This window comes from Streptomyces roseochromogenus subsp. oscitans DS 12.976 (assembly GCF_000497445.1).
In the GTDB taxonomy this organism is placed as follows: Bacteria; Actinomycetota; Actinomycetes; order Streptomycetales; family Streptomycetaceae; genus Streptomyces; species Streptomyces oscitans.
The window spans coordinates 1,467,429-1,491,833 of record NZ_CM002285.1; the positions used below are offsets into that span (position 1 = coordinate 1,467,429).

Genomic DNA, 24,405 nt, shown 5'->3' on the forward strand with positions numbered 1-24,405 from the left:
ACACGTGCGCTGCGAGGCTCTGCCGCGCCTCCCCCAGCTTCTGGCAAGAGCCGAGGACCTCGGAGCGTGTGACTGCCTGGGCCGGCTCCGTGCGATCCGGACCCATAGCACGTGCTCCAGCTCTCGTCTGTCGGGACCGAGTTCCCCCCCATCGCGGCGCGGTGAACTCCCACGTCAGCCGCGCATGGACCGTCCGCAGACGCGTCTCGTGCGGGGCCCGGAGCGCGAGGTGACGGCACCGCGTCCAGGGTGCGGCGCGGCGGGCTCACTGCCTGGGCGATGAGCCTCCCTCGACGCCTCAGGCCTTGGCGCCTAGGCCCGCCGCAGGCGCAGCGTCAGGATCTGGAAGGGCCGCAGCGTGAGCGGGACGCCGCCGCTCGCGTCGGTCTGCGCGTCGCCCAGCGGTCGCTCCAGCAGGTCGGTGACCTGGGCGCCGGTCGACGGGAAGCCGGTGCGCAGTACGCCATGGGCCCGGCCGCCCCGGGACTCGTAGAGCCGTACCACCACGTCCCCGGAGCCGTCGTCGGCCAGCTTGACGGCCTCCACGGTCACCCCCTCCCCCTCGACGGAGACGACCGGCTCGGGCTCGCCTGCCGAATCGGCCACGCGGAGCGGGAGGTTGAGGGCGTACCCCTCGGCGACCGCGTCGTCGATGCTCGCGCCGGGCAGCACGGCGTAGGTGAACCGGTGCCGGCCCTGGTCGGCCTCGGGGTCGGGGACGCGTGGGGCGCGGACCAGGCTGAGGCGGACCGTGGTGGTCGTACCCCCGTCGTCGCGGACGGTGCGGGTGATGTCGTGGCCGTAGGTGGAGTCGTTGAGGACGGCGACGCCGTAGCCGGGTTCGGCGATGTGCACCCAGCGGTGGCCGGAGACCTCGAAACGGGCCGCCTCCCAGGAGGTGTTGGTGTGGGTGGGCCGCTGGACGTGGCCGAACTGGATCTCGGCGGAGGAGTGCGGGGCGCGCAGGTCGACCGGGAAACCCGCCTTGAGGATCTTCTCCGTCTCATGCCAGTCGATGTCCGTCTCGACGTCGATCCGGGCGCTGCCGGCGCGGACGGTGATCGTCTGGGTGATCCGGGAACCCTTGCCGAAGGAGCGGATCACCCGGATCGCGCCCACGAGGGGGTCCTGCTCGGCCACCGTGACCGAGTCGGACTCCAGCAGGTCGGTATAGCGGTTGCGGTAGTGCTTGTCGATGTCCCAGGCATCCCAGCAGTTGGGCAGGTCCGTGTGGAGGCGAAGCAGATTGCCCTGGCCGGCGAGGACTTCGCGACCGGATCGTAGATCATATACAGACGACAGTGTTCCGTCGTCCGCCACCTGTACACGGACGATTCCGTTGTCCAGGGTGCGTCCGCTGACCGTGACCGGATGCGGGGGTTCGGCGGGTGTGAGGGGCGCGGAGCCGTTCGCGGGCACCTGTACGTACACCGGTGTGCCCTCGGGGGTGCGGACCACCTCGGCGCGGTCCCGGGGGCTGGTGTTGAACACCCGGGGCCCGCCGCTGCCCAGCGCGGCGATCGCCTCGCCGGTGAGGTCACGCAACTCCCCTGCCACGCGGGTGTATTCGGCCTCGGCCTCGCGGTGCACCCAGGCGATGGAGGAGCCGGGCAGGATGTCGTGGAACTGGTGCAGCAGTACCGTCTTCCACAGGCGGTCCAGCTTCTCGTACGGATAGCTGTAGCCCGGCGCGTGCAGGGCGGCCGTGCTGGCCCACAACTCGGCCTCGCGCAGCAGGTGTTCGCAGCGGCGGTTGCCCTGCTTGGTGCGGGCCTGGGTGGTGTAGGTGGCACGGTGCAGCTCCAGGTACAGCTCGCCGGCCCAGACCGGGGCGTCCGGGTACTCGGCGCGGGCCTTGGCGAAGAACGCGTCGGGATGTTCGATCTCGACCTTCGCCGAACCCTCCAGGTCCCGCAGCCGCCGGGCGCGTTCCATGATCTCGCGGGTGGGGCCGCCTCCGCCGTCGCCCCAGCCGAAGGGGGCGAGGGAGCGGGTGGCGCCGCCCTTCTCGGCGTAGTTGCGGACCGCGCGGGCCATCTCCTCCCCGCTGAAGCGGGCGTTGTAGGTGTCGATGGGCGGGAAGTGGGTGAAGATGCGAGTGCCGTCGATACCCTCCCACCAGAAGGTGTGGTGGGGGAAGGCGTTGGTCTGGTTCCAGGAGATCTTCTGGGTGAGGAACCACTCGTTGCCGGCGAGCTTCGCCAGCTGCGGGTAGGCCGCGGTGTAGCCGAAGGAGTCCGGCAGCCAGACACCCTTGGTCTCGATGCCGAAGTGCTCCATGAAGAACCGTTTGCCGTGCACCAGTTGGCGGGCGAGGGCCTCACCGCCGGGCAGATTGCCGTCGGCCTCCACCCACATGCCGCCGACCGGCGCCCACTGGCCCTTCGCCACCGACTTCTTGATCCGCTCCCAGATGTGGGGGTGGTTGTCCCGCACCCACTCGTACTGCTGGGCCTGGGAGCAGGCGAAGACGAACTCCTCGTACTCGTCAGCGAGCGCGGTGACGTTGGAGAAGGTCCGGGACGTCTTGCGCTTGGTCTCGCGGATCGGCCAGAGCCAGGCCGTGTCGATGTGCGCGTGTCCGACGCCGGAGACAAGGTGTGCGCTGGCGTGGGCGGGCTTGGCGAGCACCGGGCGCAGGGCGTCGCGCACGGCGGGGGCCGAGCCGGAGATGTCGTCCAGGTCGAGCAGGTCCATGGCCCGGTCGAGGGCGTGCGCGATCTCGTGCCGGCGTGGCTCGTGCTCGCCGAGTTCCGCCATGAGTTCGCGCAGCACCTGGAGGTCGAGGTCGAGGTGCCAGACCTGCTCGTCGAGGACGGCGAGATCGGCGCGGCGGAATGTATACAGCCGACGGTCGCCCGCTGTCCGTACATCGCCGAGCGGGGTCGGCCCGGCGAAGCCGTTCGCGAGGACGTCCGGGTTGGAGGCCGCCTCCACCAGATACTCGACCTCTTCACCGCCCGCCGCCGGGTGGGCGACCGGCACGTACTGGTTGAGCGGGTTGACGGCCTTCAGCGGGGTGCCGTCGGCGTCGTGGACGAGCGCCTCGGCCTGGCTGCCGGGCCAGTCGCCGACGAAGCCGAGGTCGATGACCGCCTCCACCCGCCTGCCGGCCCACTCCGCGGGCACCCGGCCGCGCATCCGGAACCAGGTCGTCCCCCAGGGCGGGCCCCATGGGGTGTCCATGGCGAACGGTGTGTACAGGGCGGCCGTGGCCTCCTCGAAGGGCACCGGTTCCCCTGGGGCCTGCCAGGCCGCGACGTCCAGGGGGACGCAGGCCGCGTAGATCGCGGGCTTGATGCGCTGGGTGTGGAGGCGTGCGACACGCTCCTCGATCCGGCGGCGTTCGTCGTGCATGGCGGTCTCCAGGAGGGAGAGGCGAGCAAAGAGATGGAAAGCGCTTGCTGATACTGCTCACTCAAGGTACGCCAGGCCAGGATGGACCTCGCGGTAGCCCTCGACCAGCCTGCGGGCCACGGTGACCGAGTCGACCAACGGGTGCAACGCGAAGGCCTTCACAGCCGTCTGCCGGGAGCCGGACTCAGCGGCGGCGAGCACCTCCCGCTCGACGGCCTTGACCGAGCAGACCAGCCCGGTGGCATGACCGGGCAGGGGGGCGACGGCCAGCGGGTGCGCGCCGCCCGCGTCGACCAGGCAGGGGACCTCGATCACCGCGTCGCCGTCGAGCGCGGAGAGCGTGTGGCCGTTGCGCACGTTGAGGATCAGCGTGGTCCGCTCGTCGCGGGCGATGGCCCGCATCAGCGCGAGCGCGACCTTCTCATAGCCGCCGGACAGATCGTCGGCCTCACGCTCGCCCGCGCCGGCGCTCTCCCGGTTCTCCGCCATGTAGGTGGCCTCGCGTTCGGCACGAGTGCGGTCCCACGCCTGGAGTGCGGACCGGTCCGTGCGCAGCGCCTCGGCGTAGAACCGGGCCTGCTGGTCGTGCAGGAAGGCACCCCGGGTCTGCCCGGCCTGCTGGTAGGCGTGTACGGCTTCCCGGTTGAAGTAGTAGTAGTGCAGGTACTCGTTGGGGATCGCGCCGAGCGACCGCAGCCAGTCGACGCCGAACAGCCTTCCCTCCTCGAAGGAGCCCAGCAGGGCGGGGTCTGCCAGCAGGCGCGGGAGTTCGTCGCGTCCGGCGACGCGCAGGCCGCGTACCCAGCCCAGGTGGTTGAGGCCGACGTAGTCGACGAAGGCCTGCCTCGCGTCGGCGCCGAGGGCACGGGCGATACGGCGGCCGAGGCCGACGGGAGAGTCGCAGATGCCGATGACGCGGTCGCCGAGGTGCCGGGACATGGCCTCGGTGACCAGGCCGGCCGGGTTGGTGAAGTTGATGACCCAGGCGTCGGGGGCGAGGCGGGCGACGCGCCGGGCGATGTCGACGGCGACGGGGACGGTACGCAGACCGTAGGCGATGCCGCCCGCGCCGACGGTCTCCTGGCCGAGCACGCCCTCGGCGAGCGCCACTCGTTCGTCGTCCGCCCGGCCTTCCAGGCCGCCGACGCGGATCGCGGAGAAGACGAAGTCGGCGCCGGTGAGGGCCTCGTCCAGGTCGGTGGTGGCGGTCACCCGGGGTGCGTCGGGGATGCCGGCGGCCTGTTCGTCCAGTACGCGGCCTACCGCATACAGTCGACGGTCGTCCAGGTCATGGAGGACGACCTCGGTGACCCGCCCTTCGGCACGGTCGGCCAGCAGTGCACCGTACACGAGCGGCACGCGGAAACCGCCGCCGCCCAGAATCGTGAGCTTCACGTCTGCACCCTTCCCGGAACTCCTGCCACGACCACCTCGACACCGGCTTTCGTGAGGTTGTTCGACTGCCGTTGATCTCCTGCCATTGATCTTCATGGTGCCGGAGCGGCCGGCCGCGGTCCCCGCGCTCGTCGGACAACTGGGCGGACATCGAGTCCACCCCGGGCCTTCAGGGCGGCTTCATCCGGGAGTTCTGGGGTGGCGCGATGCTGCAGCGCGTGAGCGACGGGAGAAGCGCGTGAGCGACGGGAGACCGCCCGGACGCGCGAGTGCCGGGCCGTACGGCAACGGTGTCAGCGCGGCCGGCTGCCGCTGGGCATACGGCGGTGAGAACGTGGTCCGGATCCGGTGCCACCGGCACGAGGGCATCGTCGTCGCCAACCTGCAGCCTGCCCGGGGCCTCGCCTGGCTGGCGGCGGCGTGGGAGCTGGCGCCGGCCCACGGCTGTGCCCTGACCGCTCCGGCCGTGCTGCCTGATCTGCGGCCGGGCGAGACGGCGGCCGTACCTCTGCCCTTCGCGCTGCCGGCGGACGGCGGTGCGATGTGGCTGACCCTGCGGGTGACGACGGCCGAGGACGAGCCGTGGGCACCGCGCGGTACGGAGCTGTGCGCGCCGCGGATCCGGCTGCGACGGGATGTTCCGGCGCGGTCCGTGGCCGAGCCGGAGGAGCCCCGGCAGCAGGGTTCGGTCCTTCGCCGTCACGCCGAAGCGACAGGGGGAGGGCCGGGCGCGGAGTCGTACGGACTCGATGCCCTCCCCGCGTACCGCATGGCGGCGGATGTCCATCGCCGGAGCCGGACCCTGCGCGTTCCGTAGCCCCTGAGCGTCCTCAGCGCCTGTCTTTCCCGTCACCTCACCTTCACGGAGCACACGTGTGTACGTCGCATGAGCAACCCCAGGCCGAGGCCGCGCAGGCCGGTGCCGGAAGACGCGGTTTCCTCAGGGCCACCGCGCTGCTGAGCGCCGCCGCCACGGCGGGTGTCGCCCTGCCGTCGGTCGCCCTGCCGTCGGTCGCGGACGCGGCCGTCGGGGAGGCGGCCGGGCGGAGCGGCCGGCGGCCGGACGCGGACAGCCGCCGGTTCACGCTCGCGGTGATGCCCGACACCCAGTACCTGTTCGACGGCCCCAGCATCTGTCCGGCGCCGCTGGAGGCGTCGTTGCGCTATCTCCTGGAGCACGGTGAGAACGACAACATCGTCTTCCTGACCCACCTGGGCGACCTCACCCAGAACGGCGCCGAGGAGGAATGCGCGGCGATCGGCGAGGCGTTCGGGATCCTCGACCGGCACGGTGTGGGCTACAGCGTGCTGGCCGGCAACCACGACATCAAGTCGTCGACGGACGACCGGCGCGGCCCGACGCCCTACCTGGACACCTTCGGGCCGCAGCGCTTCCGGAACAAGCCGACGTTCGGCGGCTCCTCCGCCGACGGCTACAACACGTACCACCTGTTCAGGGCTGCCGGTCGCGAGTGGATGGTGCTCGCTCTGGACTGGCGGCTGTCGGCGCAGGGGTACGCCTGGGCGAAGGACGTCCTGGCCCGGCATCCGAAGACGCCGGTCGTCCTCACCACGCACGAACTGGTCGCCGGTGACGACGCGTTGTCGGACTACGGGCAGCAGCTGTGGGACCGGCTGATCGCCGGCCACGACCAGATCTTCCTCACCCTCAACGGCCACTTCTGGCCCGCCGGCCGGGCGGTCCGCAAGAACGCGGCGGGCCACGACGTCCATCTGCATCTGACGAACTACCAGAACCGCTACTTCGGGGGCGCCGCCATGATCCGCCTCTACCACTTCGACCTGGACCGGGACGTCATCGACGTGGAGACGGTCTCGCCGTGGATCCTCGGCCGGGTGGGGAAGGGGCTCAACGAGCTGGAGCGGCAGGAGATCGAGCTGAGCGGCGACGCGGACCGCTTCTCGGTCGGCATCGACTTCGCCGCCCGCTTCTCCGGCTTCGACCCCGTGCCGGCCCGCCCGGCACGGCCGGCGTCGCGGATGCTGATCCCGGGCACGGTCGCCTACTGGCGCTTCGAGTCACCCGTCTCCGGCACGGTCCGCGACCTGTCCGGCCACGGCAACGACCTCACCATGGTCTCGGTGGGCGGCGGCTCGCTCGGCTGGTCGGCGGACCACCACCCCGACCAGCCGGCCCACGGCAGCCTGGAGTTCCAGGGCTACAAGTCGCCGCTGCAAGGCGCCTACCTGCGTACGGCCGACGGCGCACCCCTCAACTCGGCCGCCTTCAAGGACGGTTACACCATTGAGGCCTTCTACTGGCTGCCCGCCGGCTGGGACGCCGCCCACAACTCGTGGTCCGGGCTGGTCGGCCGGGCCGGCCGCAACGGCGACATCGGCCGGCCGACGGACGATCCGGACGAGCCGCCCGCCACCCTGTCGATCACCGACGGGCCGGGCCCGCAGTGGGCGGCCCGGCCGCTCGGCCAGCGGGCGCTCCTCACCAACTGGGGTGACGAGACCGCGCGGGAGACCTGGTGGCACGTCGCCGTGGTCAACGACGGACGGCACACGACGATGTACGTCCAGGGCTGCCCGGTGGTACGCAATCCGCACGCCTCCGCGGTCGGTCTCGCGTCGGCCGGGCAGCCCTGGCTGATCGGCGGCTACCAGTACGGCGGGAAGATCGACCAGATCCTGCACGGACGGCTCGGCGACGTCCGGATCGTCTCCCGAGCGCTGCCCGTCACCTCCTTCATGACCCACTGATCCCCGACGAGGAGCACCGTGACCGAGCAGCAGCTGCCCGTCTGGGCCGACCCGGCGGTGCCCCCCCGCCGACCTCGACGCCCAGGGCGTGTCGAGACGCCAACTCCTCCGCCGCGCCGGCCTGTTCGGCGCCGCCTTCGCCCTCGGACCGGCGGCCACCCCCGCGCTCGCCTTCACACCACCCCGTTTCGGCGGCGATGAACCGCGGCTCGCCCACCTCGTCGGCGACCACCACGTCCACTCCGTCTACAGCCACGACGCCAAGTACACGTTCTCGCAGCAGGCCAGGGCCGCCGCCGAGTACGGCCTGGACTGGATGGTCTTCAACGAGCACGCCAACTTCGGGCACGCCCGCCACGGCGCCGCGCTGGAGCACCAGGAGATCCTCAAGGCCCGCGCCGAGAACCCGCGCCAGCTGATCTTCCAGGGCCTGGAGTGGTACATCCCGGCCGCCGAGCACGGCACGGTGTTCGCCGCACCCGGCCCGAACGAGGTGGACCCGCTCACCCGGTTCGAGCTGGCCTACGACGGCAAGCTCCTCGGCTACGACAAGGGCGGCGCCGCCGACGCGGACACCGCGCGCAACGAGGCCCACGCTGTAAAGGCCATTCGGTGGCTGGCGGAGCAGCGCCGCTCCGGCTATGTGAACGACGTCCTCGTCCTCGCCAACCACCCGCTGCGCCTCGGCATCGACTCCCCGCACGAGATGCGCGGCTGGCGGGACGCGGCGCCCGAGATCATGATCGGCATGGAGGGCGCGCCCGGCGCCCAGGGCGCGGCGATCCCCGGCTGGCGGGGCGCCACATCGATCCGGGGCGAGTACGAGAACAAGCCCTCCGCCCAGTCCTGGGCGGGCTATCCGGCGGACGCGTATCTGACGTACGGGGGCTTCGACTGGGCGACGGCGACGGTCGGCGGGCTGTGGGACTCGATGCTGGCCGAGGGCCGGCTGTTCACGATCACCTCCAACTCCGACAACCACCGGACCGTCTTCGACACCTGGAAGAACGGCGACTGGCCGCCCGGCCAGAACTTCGACACCACCGGCAAGCTGCCGGATCCCGTCCAGACCGACACCCCGCAGCCCGGCAGCGACTTCTGGCCCGGCGAGTTCAGTCGCACCCACGTCGGCGTGACCGGCTACGGCTACCGCGCGGTGATGGCGGGCCTGCGTGCGGGCCGTGTCTGGGTCGACCACGGGCATCTGCTCGACGGGCTCGACGTACGGCTGAAGCGCGACTGCGACCCCGGGCGAGGCGTCACCCTCGGTGGCCGGCTGCGCGTCCGCAAGGGCGAGAGGATCACCCTGTATGTGACAGTGACGACCGCCTCCCGGACCAACCCCCGGGGGATTCTCCCTCAGTCGGCGCACGTGGACGTGATCCGGGGCGCGGTGCGCGGGCCGGTGACCGACCGGGACAGCTGGCAGGCGCCGGACACCCGGGTCGTGCGCACGGCGGACGTGTCGGGCCGTACGGGGACGTACACCCTGCACATCCCGCTCACCGCCGGTGACGAGTCCTTCTACGTCCGGCTGCGCGGCAGCGACGGCAACCGGCACGGCACGGGCTGCCTCGGGGCGGCCGTCGACCCGCACGGCCCGATCCCGCACGAGCCCGGCCACGGCGACCCGTGGGCCGGCACCTGGTTCTACTCCAATCCCGTCTTCGTCGACGTGACCGGGGGGTGGTGACCGGGGGCAGGGGTGGCGGCTGAGGGCCGGTGCCCGGCGGCCGGTGAAGCGCCGCCCCTTCGCCCTCGGCAGTGGTCGGCTACGATCCGGGCCGGGACGTACGGCGACAGGGTGAGGTGTGCGTGGGCGAGCGGTCCGCCGCCGACCGGCTGCTGGCCGTGCTCGCCGCGTTCGATCACGAGCACCCGGCCCTGTCGCTGACGGACATCAGCCGCCGGGCCGGGCTCAGCCTGACCACCGCGCACCGGCTGGCGGCCGCCCTGACCGCGTGGGGCGCGCTGGAACGCGACGCGTCCGGGGTGTACCACGTGGGGCTGCGGCTGTGGGAGGCCGCCGCGCTCGCCCCGCGCGGCCTGGGCCTGCGCCAGCTGGCGCTGCCGTACCTGGAGGATCTGTACGAAGCGACGCACGAGAACGTGCAGTTGGCAGTGCGCGACGGGGCCGAGGTCGTCTACATCGAGTGGCTGTCGGGCCGTTCGGCGGTGGGCGTGCACATCCGGGTCGGCGGGCGCTGGCCGCTGCACGCCACCGGTGTCGGCCTCGCCCTCCTCGCCCACGACACCCCGGACGCGCAGGCGGAGTACTGCGCCGGACCGCTGCCCGCCTTCACCCCGTACACGATCACCGACCCGGCGCGGCTGCGGCGCGCACTCGCCGAGGTACGCCGCTCGGGCGTCGCGGTGAGTGAACGTCAGGTGACTCTGGACGCGCTGTCGGTGGCGGCACCGGTGCGCGGACCGGACGGCGACGTGGTCGCGGCGGTGTCGGTGGTGGTGCCCCAGGCGACCGCCCAGGTACCGGCGCTGACCCCGGCGGTACGACTGGCTGCCCGGGGCATCTCCCGGGCCCTGGGCTGGCGCCCGGGACGCCGCGAACGGTGACCCGGCCACATGGTCGGCTTCACGGCGTGAACTCCCTTGAGAATCAGGGAGATTCTTCGTTTTAACTCTTGACGACCGCAGGCACGGAGAGCACATTGGGCCCACTTTGAGAGCGCTCTCAGCACGTCCCGGCGCTCTCAGCGACACCCCCGCGCACCCCAGCACCCACTCCGTACCCGAGAGGCACCCCCATGAGTGAAACCTCCGGCATATCCCCCGCGGATCACAGACGGCGGCGCTCATTCCGTCACGCCCTCGTCGCCGCACTTGCCACCATCGGCCTGGCGGCCGCGGCCGCCACGACCGCCGCTCTCCCCGCCAGCGCCTCCGCACCCGGCGTGCCGTCCGGCTGGACCCAGGTCTTCCTGGACGACTTCAACGGCGCTGCGGGCTCCGGGGTCAACACCTCCGACTGGCAGTACGACACCGGTACTTCCTATCCGGGCGGTGCCGCGAACTGGGGCACCGGCGAGGTCGAGTCGATGACGTCCGGCACGAACAACGTCGCACTCGACGGCAACGGCAACCTGCTCATCACCCCGCGCCGCGACGCCTCCGGCAACTGGACGTCCGGGCGGATCGAGACCACCCGCACCGACTTCCAGCCCCCGGCCGGCGGCAAGCTGCGCGTGGAGGCCCGGATCCAGATGCCGAACGTGACCGGGGACGCGGCCGCGGGTTACTGGCCGGCCTTCTGGATGCTGGGCGCGCCGTACCGCGGCAACTACCAGAACTGGCCGAGCGTCGGCGAGCTGGACATCATGGAGAACGTCAACGGCCTGAACAAGACGTGGGCCACCATGCACTGTGGCACCAACCCCGGCGGCCCCTGCAACGAGACCACGGGCCTGGGCAATTCCACCGCCTGCCCGAACAGCACCTGCCAGTCGGGCTTCCACACCTACACGATGGAGTGGGACCGCTCGGTGAGCCCGGAGGCGATCCGCTTCTCCGTCGACGGCGTGAACTACCAGACCGTGACGGCGAACCAGGTGGACGCGACGACCTGGGCCAACGCCACGAACCACGGCTTCTTCGTCATCCTGAACGTGGCGATGGGCGGCGGCTTCCCCGCGGCCTTCGGCGGCGGCCCGACCGGCGCCACGGAGCCGGGCCACCCGATGGTCGTCGACTACGTCCAGGTCCTGCAGTCCTCGGGCGGAGGCGGCACCACTCCCCCGCCGTCCGGCAACCGCGACGCCTACAGCCCCATCCAGGCCGAGTCCTACGACAGCCAGTCCGGTGTGAGCACGGAGACCACCACCGACACCGGCGGCGGCCAGGACATGGGCTGGATCGCGAACGGCGACTGGGCGCTGTACAAGGGCGTCAACTTCGGCTCTGCACCGGCCACACAGTTCTACGGCCGGGTCGCCAGCGGGGCCGCGAGCGGTGTCAGCGGTCTGGTCCAGGTACGTCTGGACAGTCCCACCAGCACACCGATCGGCAGTTTCGCGGTGGGCAACACAGGCGGCTGGCAGTCCTGGCAGACCGTCCCGGCCAACATCAGCTCCGTGACGGGCACCCACGACGTCTATCTGACCTTCTCCAGCGGCCAGCCGGCGGACTTCGTGAACGTGAACTGGTTCGACTTCGGGCACTGAGCACCGCGGCCGGGGGTCGCCCCTCAGCTCCGGGGCGACCCCCGGCTCGTCACCGGACGGATGCGCTGATCTGCCCGCCCATCGAGAGCACGACGAACATGCCGTTGCCGTCCACGCCGGCGTCGTGCTGGTTCGCCTCCAGCCGGGCGTAGACCTCACCCCGGTAGACGATCTGAGCGCGGTAGTGGCCGAGCCCGACCCGTGTGACCACGGCGGTCGAGCCGTCGGGGAGCCGGAAGCTGCCGGGGCCCTGGTGGGTACCACCGGTCCAGGAGTGCACCTTCCCGTCGAGGGTGAGCACGACGTACATGCCGTTGCCGTCCACGCCCGCGTCGTGCTGGTTCGCCTCCAGCCGGGCGTAGACCTCACCCCGGTAGACGATCTCCATGCGGTAGTGATGGGCTCCGAGCTTGTAGATCTTGCCCGTGCTGCCGTCCACCAGCTTCACGGTGCGCCAGGGCGACGCCGCCGCGGGTGCGACCGTCGCCGTGGCCCCCGCCCGTTGCGCGGCCGGTGTCGCGGCGACGGCGCTCGCGGCGGGCGCTACCAGAACGGCCGTCAGAATCGTTCCTGCCACGGCACGGAGCGTGGCGCGGCGGGGCGCCCTCCACATCGACATGCGGGTCTCCTCAACTGAAGAATGGGTGAAGAATCGGCGTCTTGCCTGATCGAACCTATTGATCGCTTTCGGCGGATTCACCCGTTCCCTGTCACAGCGGCGCTACAAGCACGGCCGGACTGTCACGGCCTTGTGCCCCTACCGCGGTTCCGTCACCGCAGTTCCGCCCGGAACCCCACCGGCGTCTGCCCGGTGTGCAGTTGGAAGAACTTCGAGAAGTTCGCCGCGTCGGGGAAGCCGACGGCCACGCCCACGCGGCCGATCGGCATGTCCGTGTGGGCGAGGAGGCGCTTGGCCTCCAGGACGACGCGTTTGTCGATGAATCCCTTGGGGGTCTCACCGGTGGCGGCGCGGACGGCGCGGACGAGGGTGCGGCGGGAGTAGCCGAGGGCGTCGGCGTAGGCGCTGACGCTGTGGTTGGTGGCGAAGCCGTGCTCGACGGCGTCCCGGAAGCGGGTGAAGGTGCTGTCCGTCTGCTGCCGGGTGGCTTCCGCGGAGCTGGCCGCGAGGTGGGCGAGGCGCAGCAGGAACGCGGTCAGGGTGTGGCGGAGGACGGCGGTGTGCAGACTGAGCGGGAGCGTGGCGGTGTCCTCGTACTCACGGCGCAGCTGGTCGAGGGCCGCCTGGAGGGCGGCGAGCCGGGGCGGGTCGGGATGCAGCAGGGGCGGGAGGTCGTAGCGGTACAGGCCGGTTGCCTCGACGGTGGCACGCGGCAGAAAGCCGGGCTGCATGGTCAGGACGGTTCCGCGGTACTCGCTCGTCCGGGAGAACCGGTGGACCTGTCCGGGGCGGATCCACAGCAGGTCGCCGGGGCCGGCCTCGTACTCGGCGAAGTCGATCATGTGGCGTACGGGGTCGCCGGTGAAGAGCATGACGACGTGGAAGTCGATGCGGTGGACGCGATGCAGTGGGGCGTCGGCGTGCCAGGTGCGGTCGGTTCCCATGGGGCCGATCTGTATGCCGACGCCGCCGACGGACAGTTCGGCCGGGAAGGGGAAGGTTCTGATGCCCTCGCCGCCCGCGCCGGATCCCTCAGCTTGAGGTGTTGTGCCTGCCATGTCCTTTTCGTGCCGTCCCATCGCCCGATCACTGTCCCAGATTCACCACAGGCTGACACACCCCGACCTTTCTTCGAAAAAGTCAGACTTTTAAGTTTGAACGCGTCAGGTCAGCACACCCGCACTGAACGAGGACTTCTTGAAGATGACCGCGCAGACATCCGATGGCTTCGAGTGGACCGACCTCGACCGGCGTGCCGTGGACACAGCCCGCCTGCTGGCGGCCGACGCGGTGCAGAAGGTGGGCAACGGCCACCCGGGCACGGCGATGAGCCTGGCGCCTGCCGCGTACACGATCTTTCAGAAGGTGATGCGTCATGACCCGGCCGACCCGGAGTGGGCCGGTCGCGACCGCTTCGTCCTCTCCCCCGGGCACACCTCGCTGACCCTGTACACCCAGCTGTTCCTCTCCGGCTACGAGCTGGAGCTGGACGACCTGAAGGCGTTCCGTACGCAGGGTTCGAAGACCCCCGGCCACCCGGAGTACGGCCACACCGCCGGCGTCGAGACCACCACCGGCCCGCTCGGCCAGGGTGTCGCCAACGCGGTGGGCATGGCGATGGCCGCCCGCTACGAGCGCGGCCTGTTCGACCCCGAGGCCCCCGAGGGCACCTCTCCCTTCGACCACACCATCTGGGCGATCGTCTCCGACGGCGACCTGGAGGAGGGCGTCTCCGCCGAGGCCTCCTCCCTGGCCGGCCACCAGAAGCTCGGCAACCTGGTCTTCCTCTACGACGACAACCACATCTCCATCGAGGGCGACACCGCGACCGCGTTCTCCGAGGACGTGCTGAAGCGGTACGAGGCCTACGGCTGGCACACCCAGCGCATCGAGCCCACCGCCGACGGCGACGTCGACGTACCCGCCCTGTACGCGGCGCTGACGGCCGCGCAGGCCGAAACCGAGCGGCCCTCGATCATCGCGATGCGCACGATCATCGCCTGGCCCGCCCCGAACGCACAGAACACCGAGGCGTCCCACGGCTCCGCGCTCGGCGCGGACGAGATCGCCGCCACCAAGCGCGTCCTCGGCTTCGAGCCGGAGGAGTCCTTCCAGGTCGAGGACGAGGTCCTGAAGCACAGCCGGCGGGCCCTGGACCGGGGCGCCGAGGCGCACGCGGCCTGGGACAAGCGGATCGCCGAGTGGCGCACCGCGCAGCCGGAGCGCGCCGAGCTCTTCGAGCGCGTCAGCAAGGGCGAGCTGCCCGAGGGCTGGGAGGAGAAGGTCCCGGTCTTCGAGGAAGGCAAGTCGGTCGCGACCCGTGCCGCCTCCGGCAAGGTGCTTGAGGCCCTCGGCCCGGTCCTCCCCGAGCTGTGGGGCGGCTCCGCCGACCTCGCCGGCTCGAACAACACCACCATCGACAAGACCAGTTCCTTCCTGCCGAAGGGCAACCCGTTGCCCGAGGCCGACCCCTACGGCCGTACCGTGCACTTCGGCATCCGCGAGTTCTCCATGGCCGCGGAAATGAACGGCATCGCCCTGCACGGCAACACCCGGATCTACGGCGGCACCTTCCTCGTCTTCTCCGACTACATGCGCAACGCCGTCCGCATGTCGGCGCTGATGCAGCTGCCGGTGACCTACGTGTGGACGCACGACTCCATCGGCCTCGGCGAGGACGGCCCCACCCACCAGCCGGTCGAGCACCTGGCCTCCCTGCGCGCGATCCCGGGCCTGAACGTCGTCCGCCCGGCCGACGCCAACGAGACCGCGGTGGCCTGGGCCGAGATCCTGAAGAGGCACGCCGTGAACCCCGCCCCGCACGGGCTCGCGCTCACCCGCCAGGGCGTGCCGGTGTACGCGCCGAACGAGGACGCGGCCAAGGGCGGCTATGTGCTGCGCGAGTCCTCGACCGAGGTCCCGGAGGTGATCATCATCGCGACGGGCTCCGAGGTGCAGCTGGCCGTGGCCGCGCGTGAGCAGCTGGAGGCCGAGGGGATCGGCACGCGCGTGGTGTCGATGCCGTCCGTGGAGTGGTTCGAGGAGCAGCCCCGTGAGTACCGCGAGCGGGTGCTGCCGCCGGCCGTGAGGGCCCGGGTCGCCGTCGAGGCCGGGATCGGTCTGACCTGGTACCGGTACGTCGGCGACGCCGGCCGCGTCGTCTCCCTCGAACACTTCGGCGCCTCCGCGGACGCGGGGACCCTCTTCGCCGAGTTCGGCTTCACCTCCGAGAACGTCGCCGCGGCGGCCCGCGAATCGCTCGCCGCCGCGCGCGCCTGACACCGACACCCGCTACCTTCCCGAAGGAAAGATGATCACTGTGACCGAAGCAATCGCGACCCCGGGAGCCCTCAAGCGCCTCGCCGACGAGGGCGTGTCGATCTGGCTCGACGACCTGTCGCGGAAGCGGATCACCTCGGGCAGCCTCGCCGATCTGGTGGCGAGCGGCAGCGCCGTCGGTGTCACGACGAACCCGTCGATCTTCCAGGCCGCCATCGGCTCCGGCGAGGGCTACGAGGAGCAGCTCACCGACCTCGCCGTACGGGGGGTCACGGTCGACGAGGCCGTGCGGATGATGACGACCGCCGATGTGCGCGACGCCGCCGACATCCTGCGCCCGGTCTACGACGCCTCCGCCGGGCGTGACGGCCGGGTCTCCATCGAGGTGGACCCGCGCCTCGCCCACGACACCGCGGCCACCGTCGCCGAGGCCAAGCAGCTCGCCTGGCTGGTCGACCGCCCCAACGTGATGATCAAGATCCCTGCCACCGAGGCGGGCCTGCCGGCGATCACCGAGGTCATCGGCCTCGGCATCAGCGTCAACGTGACCCTGATCTTCTCCCTGGAGCGCTACCGCGAGGTCATGGCCGCCTACCTGGCCGGCCTGGAGCAGGCCCGCGAGCGCGGCATCGACCTGTCCGTGATCCACTCGGTGGCGTCCTTCTTCGTCTCCCGCGTGGACTCCGAGATCGACAAGCGGCTGACCGCCCTCGGCACCGAGGAGGCCCTCGGCCTCAAGGGCCGCGCGGCCCTCGCCAACGCCCGGCTCGCCTACGAGGCGTACGAGGACGTCTTCGCCGCGGACCGCTGGCTGGCTCTCGGCGGGGACCGGGCCAACAAGCAGCGTCCGCTGTGGGCGTCCACCGGGGTGAAGGATCCCGCGTACAAGGACACCCTGTACGTGGACGAGCTGGTCGCGCCGGGCACCGTCAACACCATGCCGGAGGCCACCCTGAACGCCGTCGCCGACCACGGCGAGATCACCGGCGACACGGTGACCGGCGGCTACGCCCAGGCCCGCGCCGACCTGGCCGCCATCGAGCGGCTCGGCATCTCCTACGACGAGGTCGTCCAGCAACTGGAGGACGAGGGCGTCGCGAAGTTCGAGGCGGCTTGGCAGGAACTGCTGGACGCCGTAGCGAAGTCCCTGAAGAGCAAGGGAGTTGACGCCCGATGACCGAGAACGCCCCCGCCGCCGAGGCACCCGCACCTCAGGCGCCCGCACCCGAGACGGTGCGGGTCCCGGTGGCCCCGGCGGCCGACTGGGTGAACCCGCTGCGGGACACCCGCGACCGGCGGCTGCCCCGGATCGCGGGCCCGTCCGGGCTGGTCATCTTCGGTGTGACCGGTGACCTCTCCCGCAAGAAGCTGATGCCGGCGGTGTACGACCTCGCCAACCGCGGTCTGCTGCCGCCGGGCTTCTCCCTCGTCGGCTTCGCCCGCCGGGAGTGGGAGGACCAGGACTTCGCGCAGGTCGTGCACGACTCCGTGCGCGAGCACGCCCGCACCCCGTTCCGCGAGGAGGTGTGGCAGCAGCTAGCCGAGGGCATGCGGTTCATCCCCGGCGACTTCGACGACGACACCGCGTTCAAGCAGCTGAAGGACGCCGTCGAGGAGCTGGACGCCTCCCGCGGCACCGGCGGCAACTTCGCGTTCTATCTCTCGGTGCCGCCGAAGTTCTTCCCGAAGGTCGTGCAGCAGCTGAAGAAGCACGGCCTGGCGAGCCCGCCCAAGGGTTCCTGGCGGCGCGCGGTCATCGAGAAGCCGTTCGGCCACGACCTGGCCAGCGCCATCGAGCTGAACGCGATCGTGCACGACGTGTTCGAGCCGGACCAGGTGTTCCGCATCGACCACTACCTCGGCAAGGAGACGGTCCAGAACATCCTGGCGCTGCGCTTCGCCAACCAGATGTACGAACCGATCTGGAACCGGTCGTACGTCGACCATGTGCAGATCACCATGGCCGAGGACATCGGCATCGGCGGCCGGGCGGGCTACTACGACGGCATCGGCGCCGCCCGTGACGTCATCCAGAACCACCTGCTGCAGCTGATGGCGCTCACCGCCATGGAGGAGCCGATCGCGTTCGACGCGGAGGCGCTGCTCACCGAGAAGCTGAAGGTGCTGAAGTCGGTACGGCTGCCGGAGGAGCTCGGCAGGCACACCGTGCGCGGCCAGTACGCGACCGGTTGGCAGGGCGGCGAGAAGGTCGTCGGCTATCTGGAGGAGGACGGTATCGACCCCAAGTCGAAGACCGACACCTTCGCCGCGATCAAGCTGGGCATCGACAACCGCCGCTGGGCGGGCGTCCCCTTCTACCTGCGCACCGGCAAGCGGCTGGGCCGCCGGGTCACCGAGATCGCGGTGGTCTTCAAGCGGGCCCCGCACTCCCCGTTCGACTCCACCGCCACCGAGGAGCTGGGCCAGAACGCGATCGTCATCCGCGTCCAGCCCGACGAGGGCATGACCGTCCGGTTCGGCTCCAAGGTGCCCGGTACGTCGATGGAGATCCGGGACGTGTCGATGGACTTCGCCTACGGCGAGTCGTTCACCGAGTCCAGCCCGGAGGCGTACGAGCGGCTCATCCTGGACGTGCTGCTCGGCGACGCGAATTTGTTCCCCCGTCACCAGGAAGTGGAAGAGTCCTGGAAGATCCTCGACCCGATCGAGGAGTACTGGGCGGCGCACGGCAGGCCTGCACAGTACGCGTCGGGCAGCTGGGGACCGAGGGAAGCGGACGAGATGCTCGCACGAGACGGACGGAGCTGGCGCAGGCCATGAAGATCGACCTGACCGACACCACGGCAAGCAAGATCAACAAGGCGCTGGTGCAGGGCCGCCGCGCCATCGGCACCCCGGCCGTGGGCATGGTCCTGACGATGGTCATCGTCACGGACGAGGAGAACGCCTACGACTCGATCAAGGCCGCCGAGGACGCCTCGCACGAGCACCCCATGCGGACCCTGGTCGTCATCAAGCGGCACGTGCGCACCCTGCGCGACCGCACCCACTCCCGGCTCGACGCCGAGGTGCGGGTCGGCTCCGAGGCCGGCACCGGCGAGACGGTCGTGCTGCGCACCTACGGCGAGGTGTCCGACCACGCCGACTCGGTGGTGCTGCCGCTGCTGCTGCCGGACGCGCCGGTCGTCGTGTGGTGGCCGGTGGACGCGCCCGACGCCCCGTCCGAGGACCCGCTCGGTGCGCTCGCGCAGCGCCGGATCACCGACCTGTACGCGGCTCTGCGGCCGATGGAGGTCCTGGAGACCCGCGCCCGCAACTACGCCCCCGGCGACACCGACCTCGCCTGGACCCGGCTCACCCTGTGGCGGTCGATGCTGGCCGCCGCCCTGGACCAGGCCCGGACCCAGGTGACCTCGGCGGCCGTCGAGGCCGAGGCCGACAACCCCAGCGCCGAGCTGCTCTCGCGCTGGCTGGAGGCCCGCCTGAACGTCCCGGTGGACCGCGTGGTCACCGCGGGCCCGGTCGTCACGGCCGTGCGCCTCGGCACCGCGGGCGGCGAGATCGTCATCGACCGCCCCGAAGGCCCCCTCGCGACCCTGACCCTGCCGGGCCAGCCGCCGCGCACCCTGGCCCTGAAAGTCCGCCCCACCTCCGAACTCATCGCCGAGGAGCTGCGCCGCCTCGACGCCGACGAGATGTACGCCATCGCCCTCAAGGGCGAGGCCGTCAAGGAGAACGCCTGACATGGCAGAGTCCGAGTTTCCGAAGCTCACCCACCGGCCCCAGTGGACGGCGCTCGCCGACCACCGCGCCGAGGGGCAGCCGCATCTGCGCGAGCTGTTCGCGGCGGACCCCGGCCGCGCCCAGCGGTATGCCGTACGGGCCGGCGACCTGTACCTCGACTACAGCAAGCACCTGATCACCGACGAGACCCTGGCCCTGCTCCAGGAACTCGCCACCGCCACGGGCGTGTTCGCGCTGCGTGACGCCATGTTCCGCGGCGAGAAGATCAACGTCACCGAGCGGCGGGCGGTGCTGCACACCGCGCTGCGCGCCCCGCGGGACGCGGTGATCGAGGTCGACGGCGAGAATGTCGTCCCGAAGGTGCACGCGGTGCTGGACAAGATGGCCGGCTTCGCCGACCGGATCCGCTCCGGCGAGTGGCTCGGCCACACCGGCAAGCGGATCAGGAACGTCGTCAACATCGGCATCGGCGGCTCCGACCTCGGCCCGGCGATGGCCTACGAGGTGCTGCGCCCGTACACCGCACGGGAGTTGACGTTCCGGTTCGTGTCGAACGTGGACGGCGCCGACCTGCACGAGGCCACCCGCGACCTGGACCCGGCGGAGACCCTGTTCATCGTGGCGTCCAAGACGTTCACCACGATCGAGACGATCACGAACGCCACCTCGGCGCGCTCCTGGCTGCTGAAGGCCTTCGACGATGGGGGCACCTCCCATTCGAGCGAATTCGAGAATGGGGGAGAAAAGGCGGTGGCCAAGCACTTTGTCGCCCTGTCGACGAACGGCGAGAAGGTCACCGGGTTCGGCATCGACCCGGACAACATGTTCGAGTTCTGGGACTGGGTCGGCGGCCGCTACTCGTACGACTCCGCGATCGGGCTGTCCCTCATGATCGCGATCGGACCCGGCCGTTTCCGCGAGATGCTCGACGGCTTCCGGCTGATGGACGACCACTTCCGCACCGCGCCCGCCGAGGCCAACGCCCCACTGCTGCTGGGCCTGCTGGGCATCTGGTACGGCAACTTCTACGACGCCCAGTCGCACGCGGTGCTGCCGTACAGCCACTATCTGTCCAAGTTCACCGCCTACCTGCAGCAGCTGGACATGGAGTCCAACGGCAAGTCGGTGCAGCGCGGCGGCGAGCCGGTGGAATGGCAGACCGGGCCGGTCGTCTGGGGCACCCCGGGCACCAACGGGCAGCACGCTTACTACCAGTTGATCCACCAGGGCACCAGGCTGATCCCGGCGGACTTCATCGGCTTCGCCCGGCCCGTCGGCGAGCTGAGCGGTGAACTCAAGGCCCAGCACGACCTGTTGATGGCCAACTTCTTCGCCCAGACCCAGGCCCTCGCCTTCGGCAAGACCGCCGAGGAGGTCCGCGCGGAGGGCGTTCCCGAGGAGCAGGTGGCGCACCGCACCTTCCGCGGCGACCACCCCACCACCACGATCCTCGCCGGCGAGCTGACCCCGTCCGTGCTCGGCCAGCTGATCGCCCTCTACGAGCACAAGGTGTTCGTGCAGGGCGCGGTGTGGAACATCGACTCCTTCGACCAGTGGGGCGTGGAACTCGGCAAGGTCCTCGCCAAGCGGGTCGAGCCCGCCCTCACCCAAGGCGCGGACGTCCCCGGTCTCGACCCGTCCACCACGGCCCTCGTCGCCGCCTACCGCACCCTCAAGAACGCTCAGGAGAACTGATCATGCAACTCGGTCTCATCGGTCTCGGCAAGATGGGCGGCAACATGCGCGAGCGGATCCGCCGCGCCGGCCACACCGTCATCGGCTACGACCGCAATCCCGAGGTCTCCGACGTCAAGAGCCTCGCCGAACTGGTCGAGAAGCTGGACGCGCCGCGCAACGTGTGGGTGATGGTCCCGGCCGGCACCGCCACACAGACCGTCGTCGACGAGCTGGGCGATCTGCTGGAGCCCGGTGACACGGTGATCGACGGCGGCAACTCCCGCTGGACGGACGACGAGAAGCACGCCGCCGCGCTGGCCATCAAGGGCATCGGCTTCGTCGACGCCGGTGTCTCCGGCGGTGTGTGGGGCCTGCAGAACGGCTACGCGCTCATGGTCGGCGGCGACAAGGAGCACGTGGAGCGGCTGCACCCGATCTTCGAGGCGCTCAAGCCGGAGGGCCCGTACGGCTATGTCCACGCGGGCCGGGTCGGTGCCGGGCACTTCTCCAAGATGGTCCACAACGGCATCGAGTACGCCATGATGCAGGCGTACGCCGAGGGCTGGGAGCTGCTGGAGAAGGTGCACTCGGTGGAGAACGTCCGCGAGGTGTTCCGCTCCTGGCAGGAAGGGACCGTCATTCGCTCCTGGCTCCTTGACCTCGCGGTCAACGCCCTGGACGAGGACGAGCACCTTCACAAGCTGCGCGGTTACGCGGAGGACTCCGGCGAGGGCCGCTGGACGGTCGAGGCGGCCATTGACAACGCAGTGCCGCTGCCCGCGATCACGGCCTCCCTCTTCGCTCGGTTCGCCTCGCGCCAGGACGACTCCCCGCAGATGAAGATGATCGCCGCGCTGCGCAACCAGTTCGGTGGCCACGCGGTCGAGACGAAGGGCTGACCCGCCGTGGGGGACCTCCTGCTGGTCCGCCACGGTGAGACGGAGTGGAGCAGGTCGGGCCGGCACACCAGCTGGACCGACCTGCCCCTGACCCAGCACGGCGAGGAACAGGCCAAGTCCCTCGCCCCGCTGCTCACCGACCGGACCTACGCTCTCGCGCTGGCCAGCCCGCTGGGCCGCGCGACACGCACCGCCGAACTGGCGGGCCTGACCGGGGCCGTGCCCGACCCCGACCTGCACGAGTGGGACTACGGCGGCTACGAGGGCATCACCACCGTCGACATCCACCGGGCACACCCCGACTGGGACCTGTGGACCGACGGCGTACCGCCGGGCCCCGAGGGCCATCCCGGCGAGTCACCCGAGCAGATCGGCGCCCGCGCCGACCGGGTGCTGGCCCGCCTGGCCCCGGCCCTGGCCGACGGGGACGTGATCCTCGTCGCCCACGCCCATGTCCTGCGGGTGCTCACCGCCCGCCGGCTGGGCCTGCCGCCCGCCGAGGGCCGGCTGTTCCAGCTGGCCACGGGCACGGTCAGCCGGCTGTCCACCGAACACGGGCGACCCGTGATCGCGGAGTGGAACAGGCGGCCGTAACGGCCCCTTCACACGGCCCGGTTCACCCCTGGTGGGCCGGGCCGCAGTGGTACAGCAGCCGGGTCCGGTCGAGGGGGTCGTAGGCGGCCGACGGGACGAGCGCGCAGTGGGCGGCGGTCCATCGGGCCAGGTCCCCGGCCGGGGTGCGGGCCCGGAAGGTACCGGCGGTCAGGACGACGTACCGCAGCTGTCCGGTGTCCAGGAGGTGGCGGAAGGCGGCTGGCGCCGGGTACGGGACCTCGCCGGTGAAGCCGCCCATCGGCAGCACAGGTGCGTCGGCGGCGAGGATGTACGGCGCGGCGCTCTGCCAGCCGGGGACGGCGGCCAGATAGCGGGCGCCGTCGCGGTGCGCGGTCAGGTAGGCGAGCAGTCGCCGGTGCTGGGGCCCGAGGGGGGCCGGTGGGGTGCCGGCGCGGGTGCTGGTGGGGCCGACCCGGCCGAAGGCGCCAGGCTGGTTGTAGCGCAGGGACAGCGCGGAGGCCGTCCACACGGCCGGGACCAGCAGGACGGCGGCGAGGGCGGTGGCCAGCGCGGCCGGCCGGCGCAGGCCCGCGAGGAGCAGGGCGATCAGCCCGAGGGCGACCGCGAACGGCGCCGACCAGGGCTGGAAGTGCGGGTACCGCAGCGCCAGGGCCGCACACCAGACGACGTTCACGGCGATGACGACGAGCGCGCGGGAGCGGCGGGCCCGGGCGACCCCCACGGCGGCGAGCGCGGCCACGGCCACCGCGACGACACCCATGTAGTACGTGTGGCCGGTGACGCTGCCGAAACTGAACACGGCGAAGAAGGTCACGCACCACACGCCCCAGAGCACATACCCGGCGAACAGCCGGTCGGTGCGCGGTACGCGGCCGCGGCGCAGCGCCAGCAGCCCGCCGACGAGACCGAGCGCGGCCAGCGGATACAGCCAGCCGGTCTGGGTGGCCAGCCCCGGGCTGAACATCTTCCCCAGGCCGTCGCCCATCCCCGGTCCCAGGTGCTGACCCGCGTGGGCCGCCCGGTCCGCCACTATGCTGCCGCTGCCGGCCGCGTCTATGCCGACGGCGCGGAAACGGGTCAGGAAGTTGTAGCCGACGACCAGCGCGAACGGCGAGTCGTCCGTGGTCCCGTCGAGGTACGGACGGGCGCCGGTCGGAGTGAGGGCCGCCACCAGCATCCACGACAGCGACACCGCCACGGTCACCGCGCCGGCCAGGGCCACATGGCCGATCCGGCGGCGCCGTGCGACGGGGGCGGCGACGAGGTAGGTCGCGGCCAGCGCGGGCACCACCGCCCACGCCTCCAGCATCTTGCACTGGAAGGCGAGCCCCACCCAGACGCCCGCGAGCAGCAGGGTGCGCGGGCGGGCCCGCTCGGTGGCCCGCCAGGTGGCCTCGGCGGCCAGCAGCAGAAGGAGCACGAACGGCGCGTCCTCGGTGACCGAGCGGCCGAGGCCCACCGTCACCGGGGTGAGAGTGAAGAAGGCGGCGGCCAGCAGCCCGGCGGGCACCCCGGCCCACCGGCGCACCAGCAGATGGAGCAGCAGGACACAGCCCACCATCTCCAGGGCCTGAGGCAGCACCAGCGCCCACGGGTGGAAGCCGAACACCAGCGCCGAGAGGGCCTGCGGCCACAGGAAGCCGGGCAGCTTGTCCAGGGTGATGGAGCCCGCCGGGTCGAAGGCGCCGTAGAAGAAGTCGGAGGGGCTGTCGGTCATGCTGCGCACCGCGCTCGCGTAGAACGCGTGATAGGTGCTGTGGCCGAGGCCCCACAGGCACAGCGCGGCGGCGAGCACGACGATGGCGGCGAGGACCGGCCGCTCGTAGCGGTCGGCGCGGGTGGATATCGGCGGGGCGGGTGCGGTCGGTGGCGGGGCGTGGCTCAGCGGCTGCTGGGCGACGGGGCTCGGCATGAACGGCCTTCCAGGCGCACGGGTCCGGACCGGGACCCTCGGGTCCGGGGCGACGCGCATGTCCCGGACCGTGCGAGT

15 protein-coding genes and 2 pseudogenes are annotated in these 24,405 nt (G+C 71.2%); 12 read left to right on the top strand and 5 right to left on the bottom strand.

Going from position 1 to position 24,405, the window contains the following annotated elements; all coding sequences use genetic code 11:
- Positions 1-312: 312 nt before the first annotated feature.
- Both M878_RS56615 and M878_RS56620 read right to left on the bottom strand, forming a co-directional pair.
- Positions 313-3,357, bottom strand: coding sequence for an alpha-mannosidase (locus M878_RS56615; RefSeq protein WP_023545384.1), 3,045 nt, complete (start codon positions 3,355-3,357; stop codon positions 313-315).
- A 57-nt stretch (positions 3,358-3,414) separates the two neighbouring features.
- Positions 3,415-4,752 carry a 6-phospho-beta-glucosidase gene (locus M878_RS56620; RefSeq protein WP_023545385.1) on the bottom strand — a complete coding sequence of 446 codons (1,338 nt, stop codon included), beginning with the start codon at positions 4,750-4,752 and terminating at the stop codon, positions 3,415-3,417.
- A gap of 131 nt (positions 4,753-4,883) precedes the next feature.
- Here M878_RS56620 and M878_RS56625 point away from each other — a divergent pair.
- The 5 genes and pseudogenes from M878_RS56625 to M878_RS56645 form a co-directional block, all read left to right on the top strand.
- Positions 4,884-5,410: pseudogene (locus M878_RS56625) on the top strand (DUF4981 domain-containing protein); the annotation flags it as partial.
- Between the two features lie 215 nt (positions 5,411-5,625).
- Complete coding sequence (locus M878_RS56630) at positions 5,626-7,482, top strand: LamG-like jellyroll fold domain-containing protein (protein ID WP_023545387.1); 1,857 nt, start codon at positions 5,626-5,628, stop codon at positions 7,480-7,482.
- A gap of 18 nt (positions 7,483-7,500) precedes the next feature.
- Positions 7,501-9,175, top strand: a pseudogene (locus M878_RS56635) (CehA/McbA family metallohydrolase domain-containing protein).
- 122 nt (positions 9,176-9,297) lie between these two features.
- On the top strand, positions 9,298-10,056 hold the full coding sequence (locus M878_RS56640) for an IclR family transcriptional regulator (protein ID WP_106962813.1): 759 nt from the start codon (positions 9,298-9,300) through the stop codon (positions 10,054-10,056).
- A 191-nt stretch (positions 10,057-10,247) separates the two neighbouring features.
- A complete protein-coding gene (locus tag M878_RS56645; RefSeq protein WP_023545390.1) occupies positions 10,248-11,660 on the top strand; it encodes a glycoside hydrolase family 16 protein in 1,413 nt (470 codons plus the stop codon).
- Positions 11,661-11,709: 49 nt separating this feature from the next.
- Here the strand turns inward: M878_RS56645 and M878_RS47185 are convergent, their stop codons facing one another.
- Both M878_RS47185 and M878_RS56650 read right to left on the bottom strand, forming a co-directional pair.
- Positions 11,710-12,237 carry a hypothetical protein gene (locus M878_RS47185; RefSeq protein ID WP_245238053.1) on the bottom strand — a complete coding sequence of 176 codons (528 nt, stop codon included), beginning with the start codon at positions 12,235-12,237 and terminating at the stop codon, positions 11,710-11,712.
- Positions 12,238-12,431: 194 nt separating this feature from the next.
- On the bottom strand, positions 12,432-13,337 hold the full coding sequence (locus M878_RS56650) for a helix-turn-helix domain-containing protein (protein ID WP_031224325.1): 906 nt from the start codon (positions 13,335-13,337) through the stop codon (positions 12,432-12,434).
- 145 nt (positions 13,338-13,482) lie between these two features.
- On the opposite strand from M878_RS56650, the gene tkt reads away from it, so the two are divergent.
- From tkt to M878_RS56685, 7 genes are read left to right on the top strand one after another with little or no spacing between them, the layout of a single operon-like run.
- Positions 13,483-15,558 carry a transketolase gene (gene tkt / locus M878_RS56655; RefSeq protein ID WP_023545393.1) on the top strand — a complete coding sequence of 692 codons (2,076 nt, stop codon included), beginning with the start codon at positions 13,483-13,485 and terminating at the stop codon, positions 15,556-15,558.
- Between the two features lie 31 nt (positions 15,559-15,589).
- Positions 15,590-16,735, top strand: a complete 1,146-nt coding sequence (tal, locus tag M878_RS56660) for a transaldolase (RefSeq protein WP_023545394.1) — start codon at positions 15,590-15,592, stop codon at positions 16,733-16,735.
- Positions 16,732-18,339, top strand: a complete 1,608-nt coding sequence (gene zwf / locus M878_RS56665; protein WP_023545395.1) for a glucose-6-phosphate dehydrogenase — start codon at positions 16,732-16,734, stop codon at positions 18,337-18,339. Before tal ends, zwf begins: the two co-directional genes overlap by 4 nt.
- On the top strand, positions 18,336-19,262 hold the full coding sequence (opcA, locus tag M878_RS56670) for a glucose-6-phosphate dehydrogenase assembly protein OpcA (RefSeq protein WP_023545396.1): 927 nt from the start codon (positions 18,336-18,338) through the stop codon (positions 19,260-19,262). Before zwf ends, opcA begins: the two co-directional genes overlap by 4 nt.
- A 1-nt stretch (position 19,263) precedes the next feature.
- Entirely contained in the window at positions 19,264-20,958 is a 1,695-nt protein-coding gene (pgi, locus tag M878_RS56675; protein WP_023545397.1) for a glucose-6-phosphate isomerase, read from the top strand.
- Between the two features lie 2 nt (positions 20,959-20,960).
- The gene (gnd, locus tag M878_RS56680; protein WP_031224327.1) at positions 20,961-21,839 is read left to right on the top strand and encodes a phosphogluconate dehydrogenase (NAD(+)-dependent, decarboxylating); all 879 of its coding nucleotides are present in this window, start codon (positions 20,961-20,963) and stop codon (positions 21,837-21,839) included.
- A gap of 6 nt (positions 21,840-21,845) precedes the next feature.
- Positions 21,846-22,433, top strand: a complete 588-nt coding sequence (locus tag M878_RS56685) for a histidine phosphatase family protein (RefSeq protein ID WP_023545399.1) — start codon at positions 21,846-21,848, stop codon at positions 22,431-22,433.
- 22 nt (positions 22,434-22,455) lie between these two features.
- Here M878_RS56685 and M878_RS56690 read toward each other — a convergent pair whose 3' ends face one another.
- A complete protein-coding gene (locus M878_RS56690; protein ID WP_023545400.1) occupies positions 22,456-24,327 on the bottom strand; it encodes an ArnT family glycosyltransferase in 1,872 nt (623 codons plus the stop codon).
- Positions 24,328-24,405: the final 78 nt, after the last annotated feature.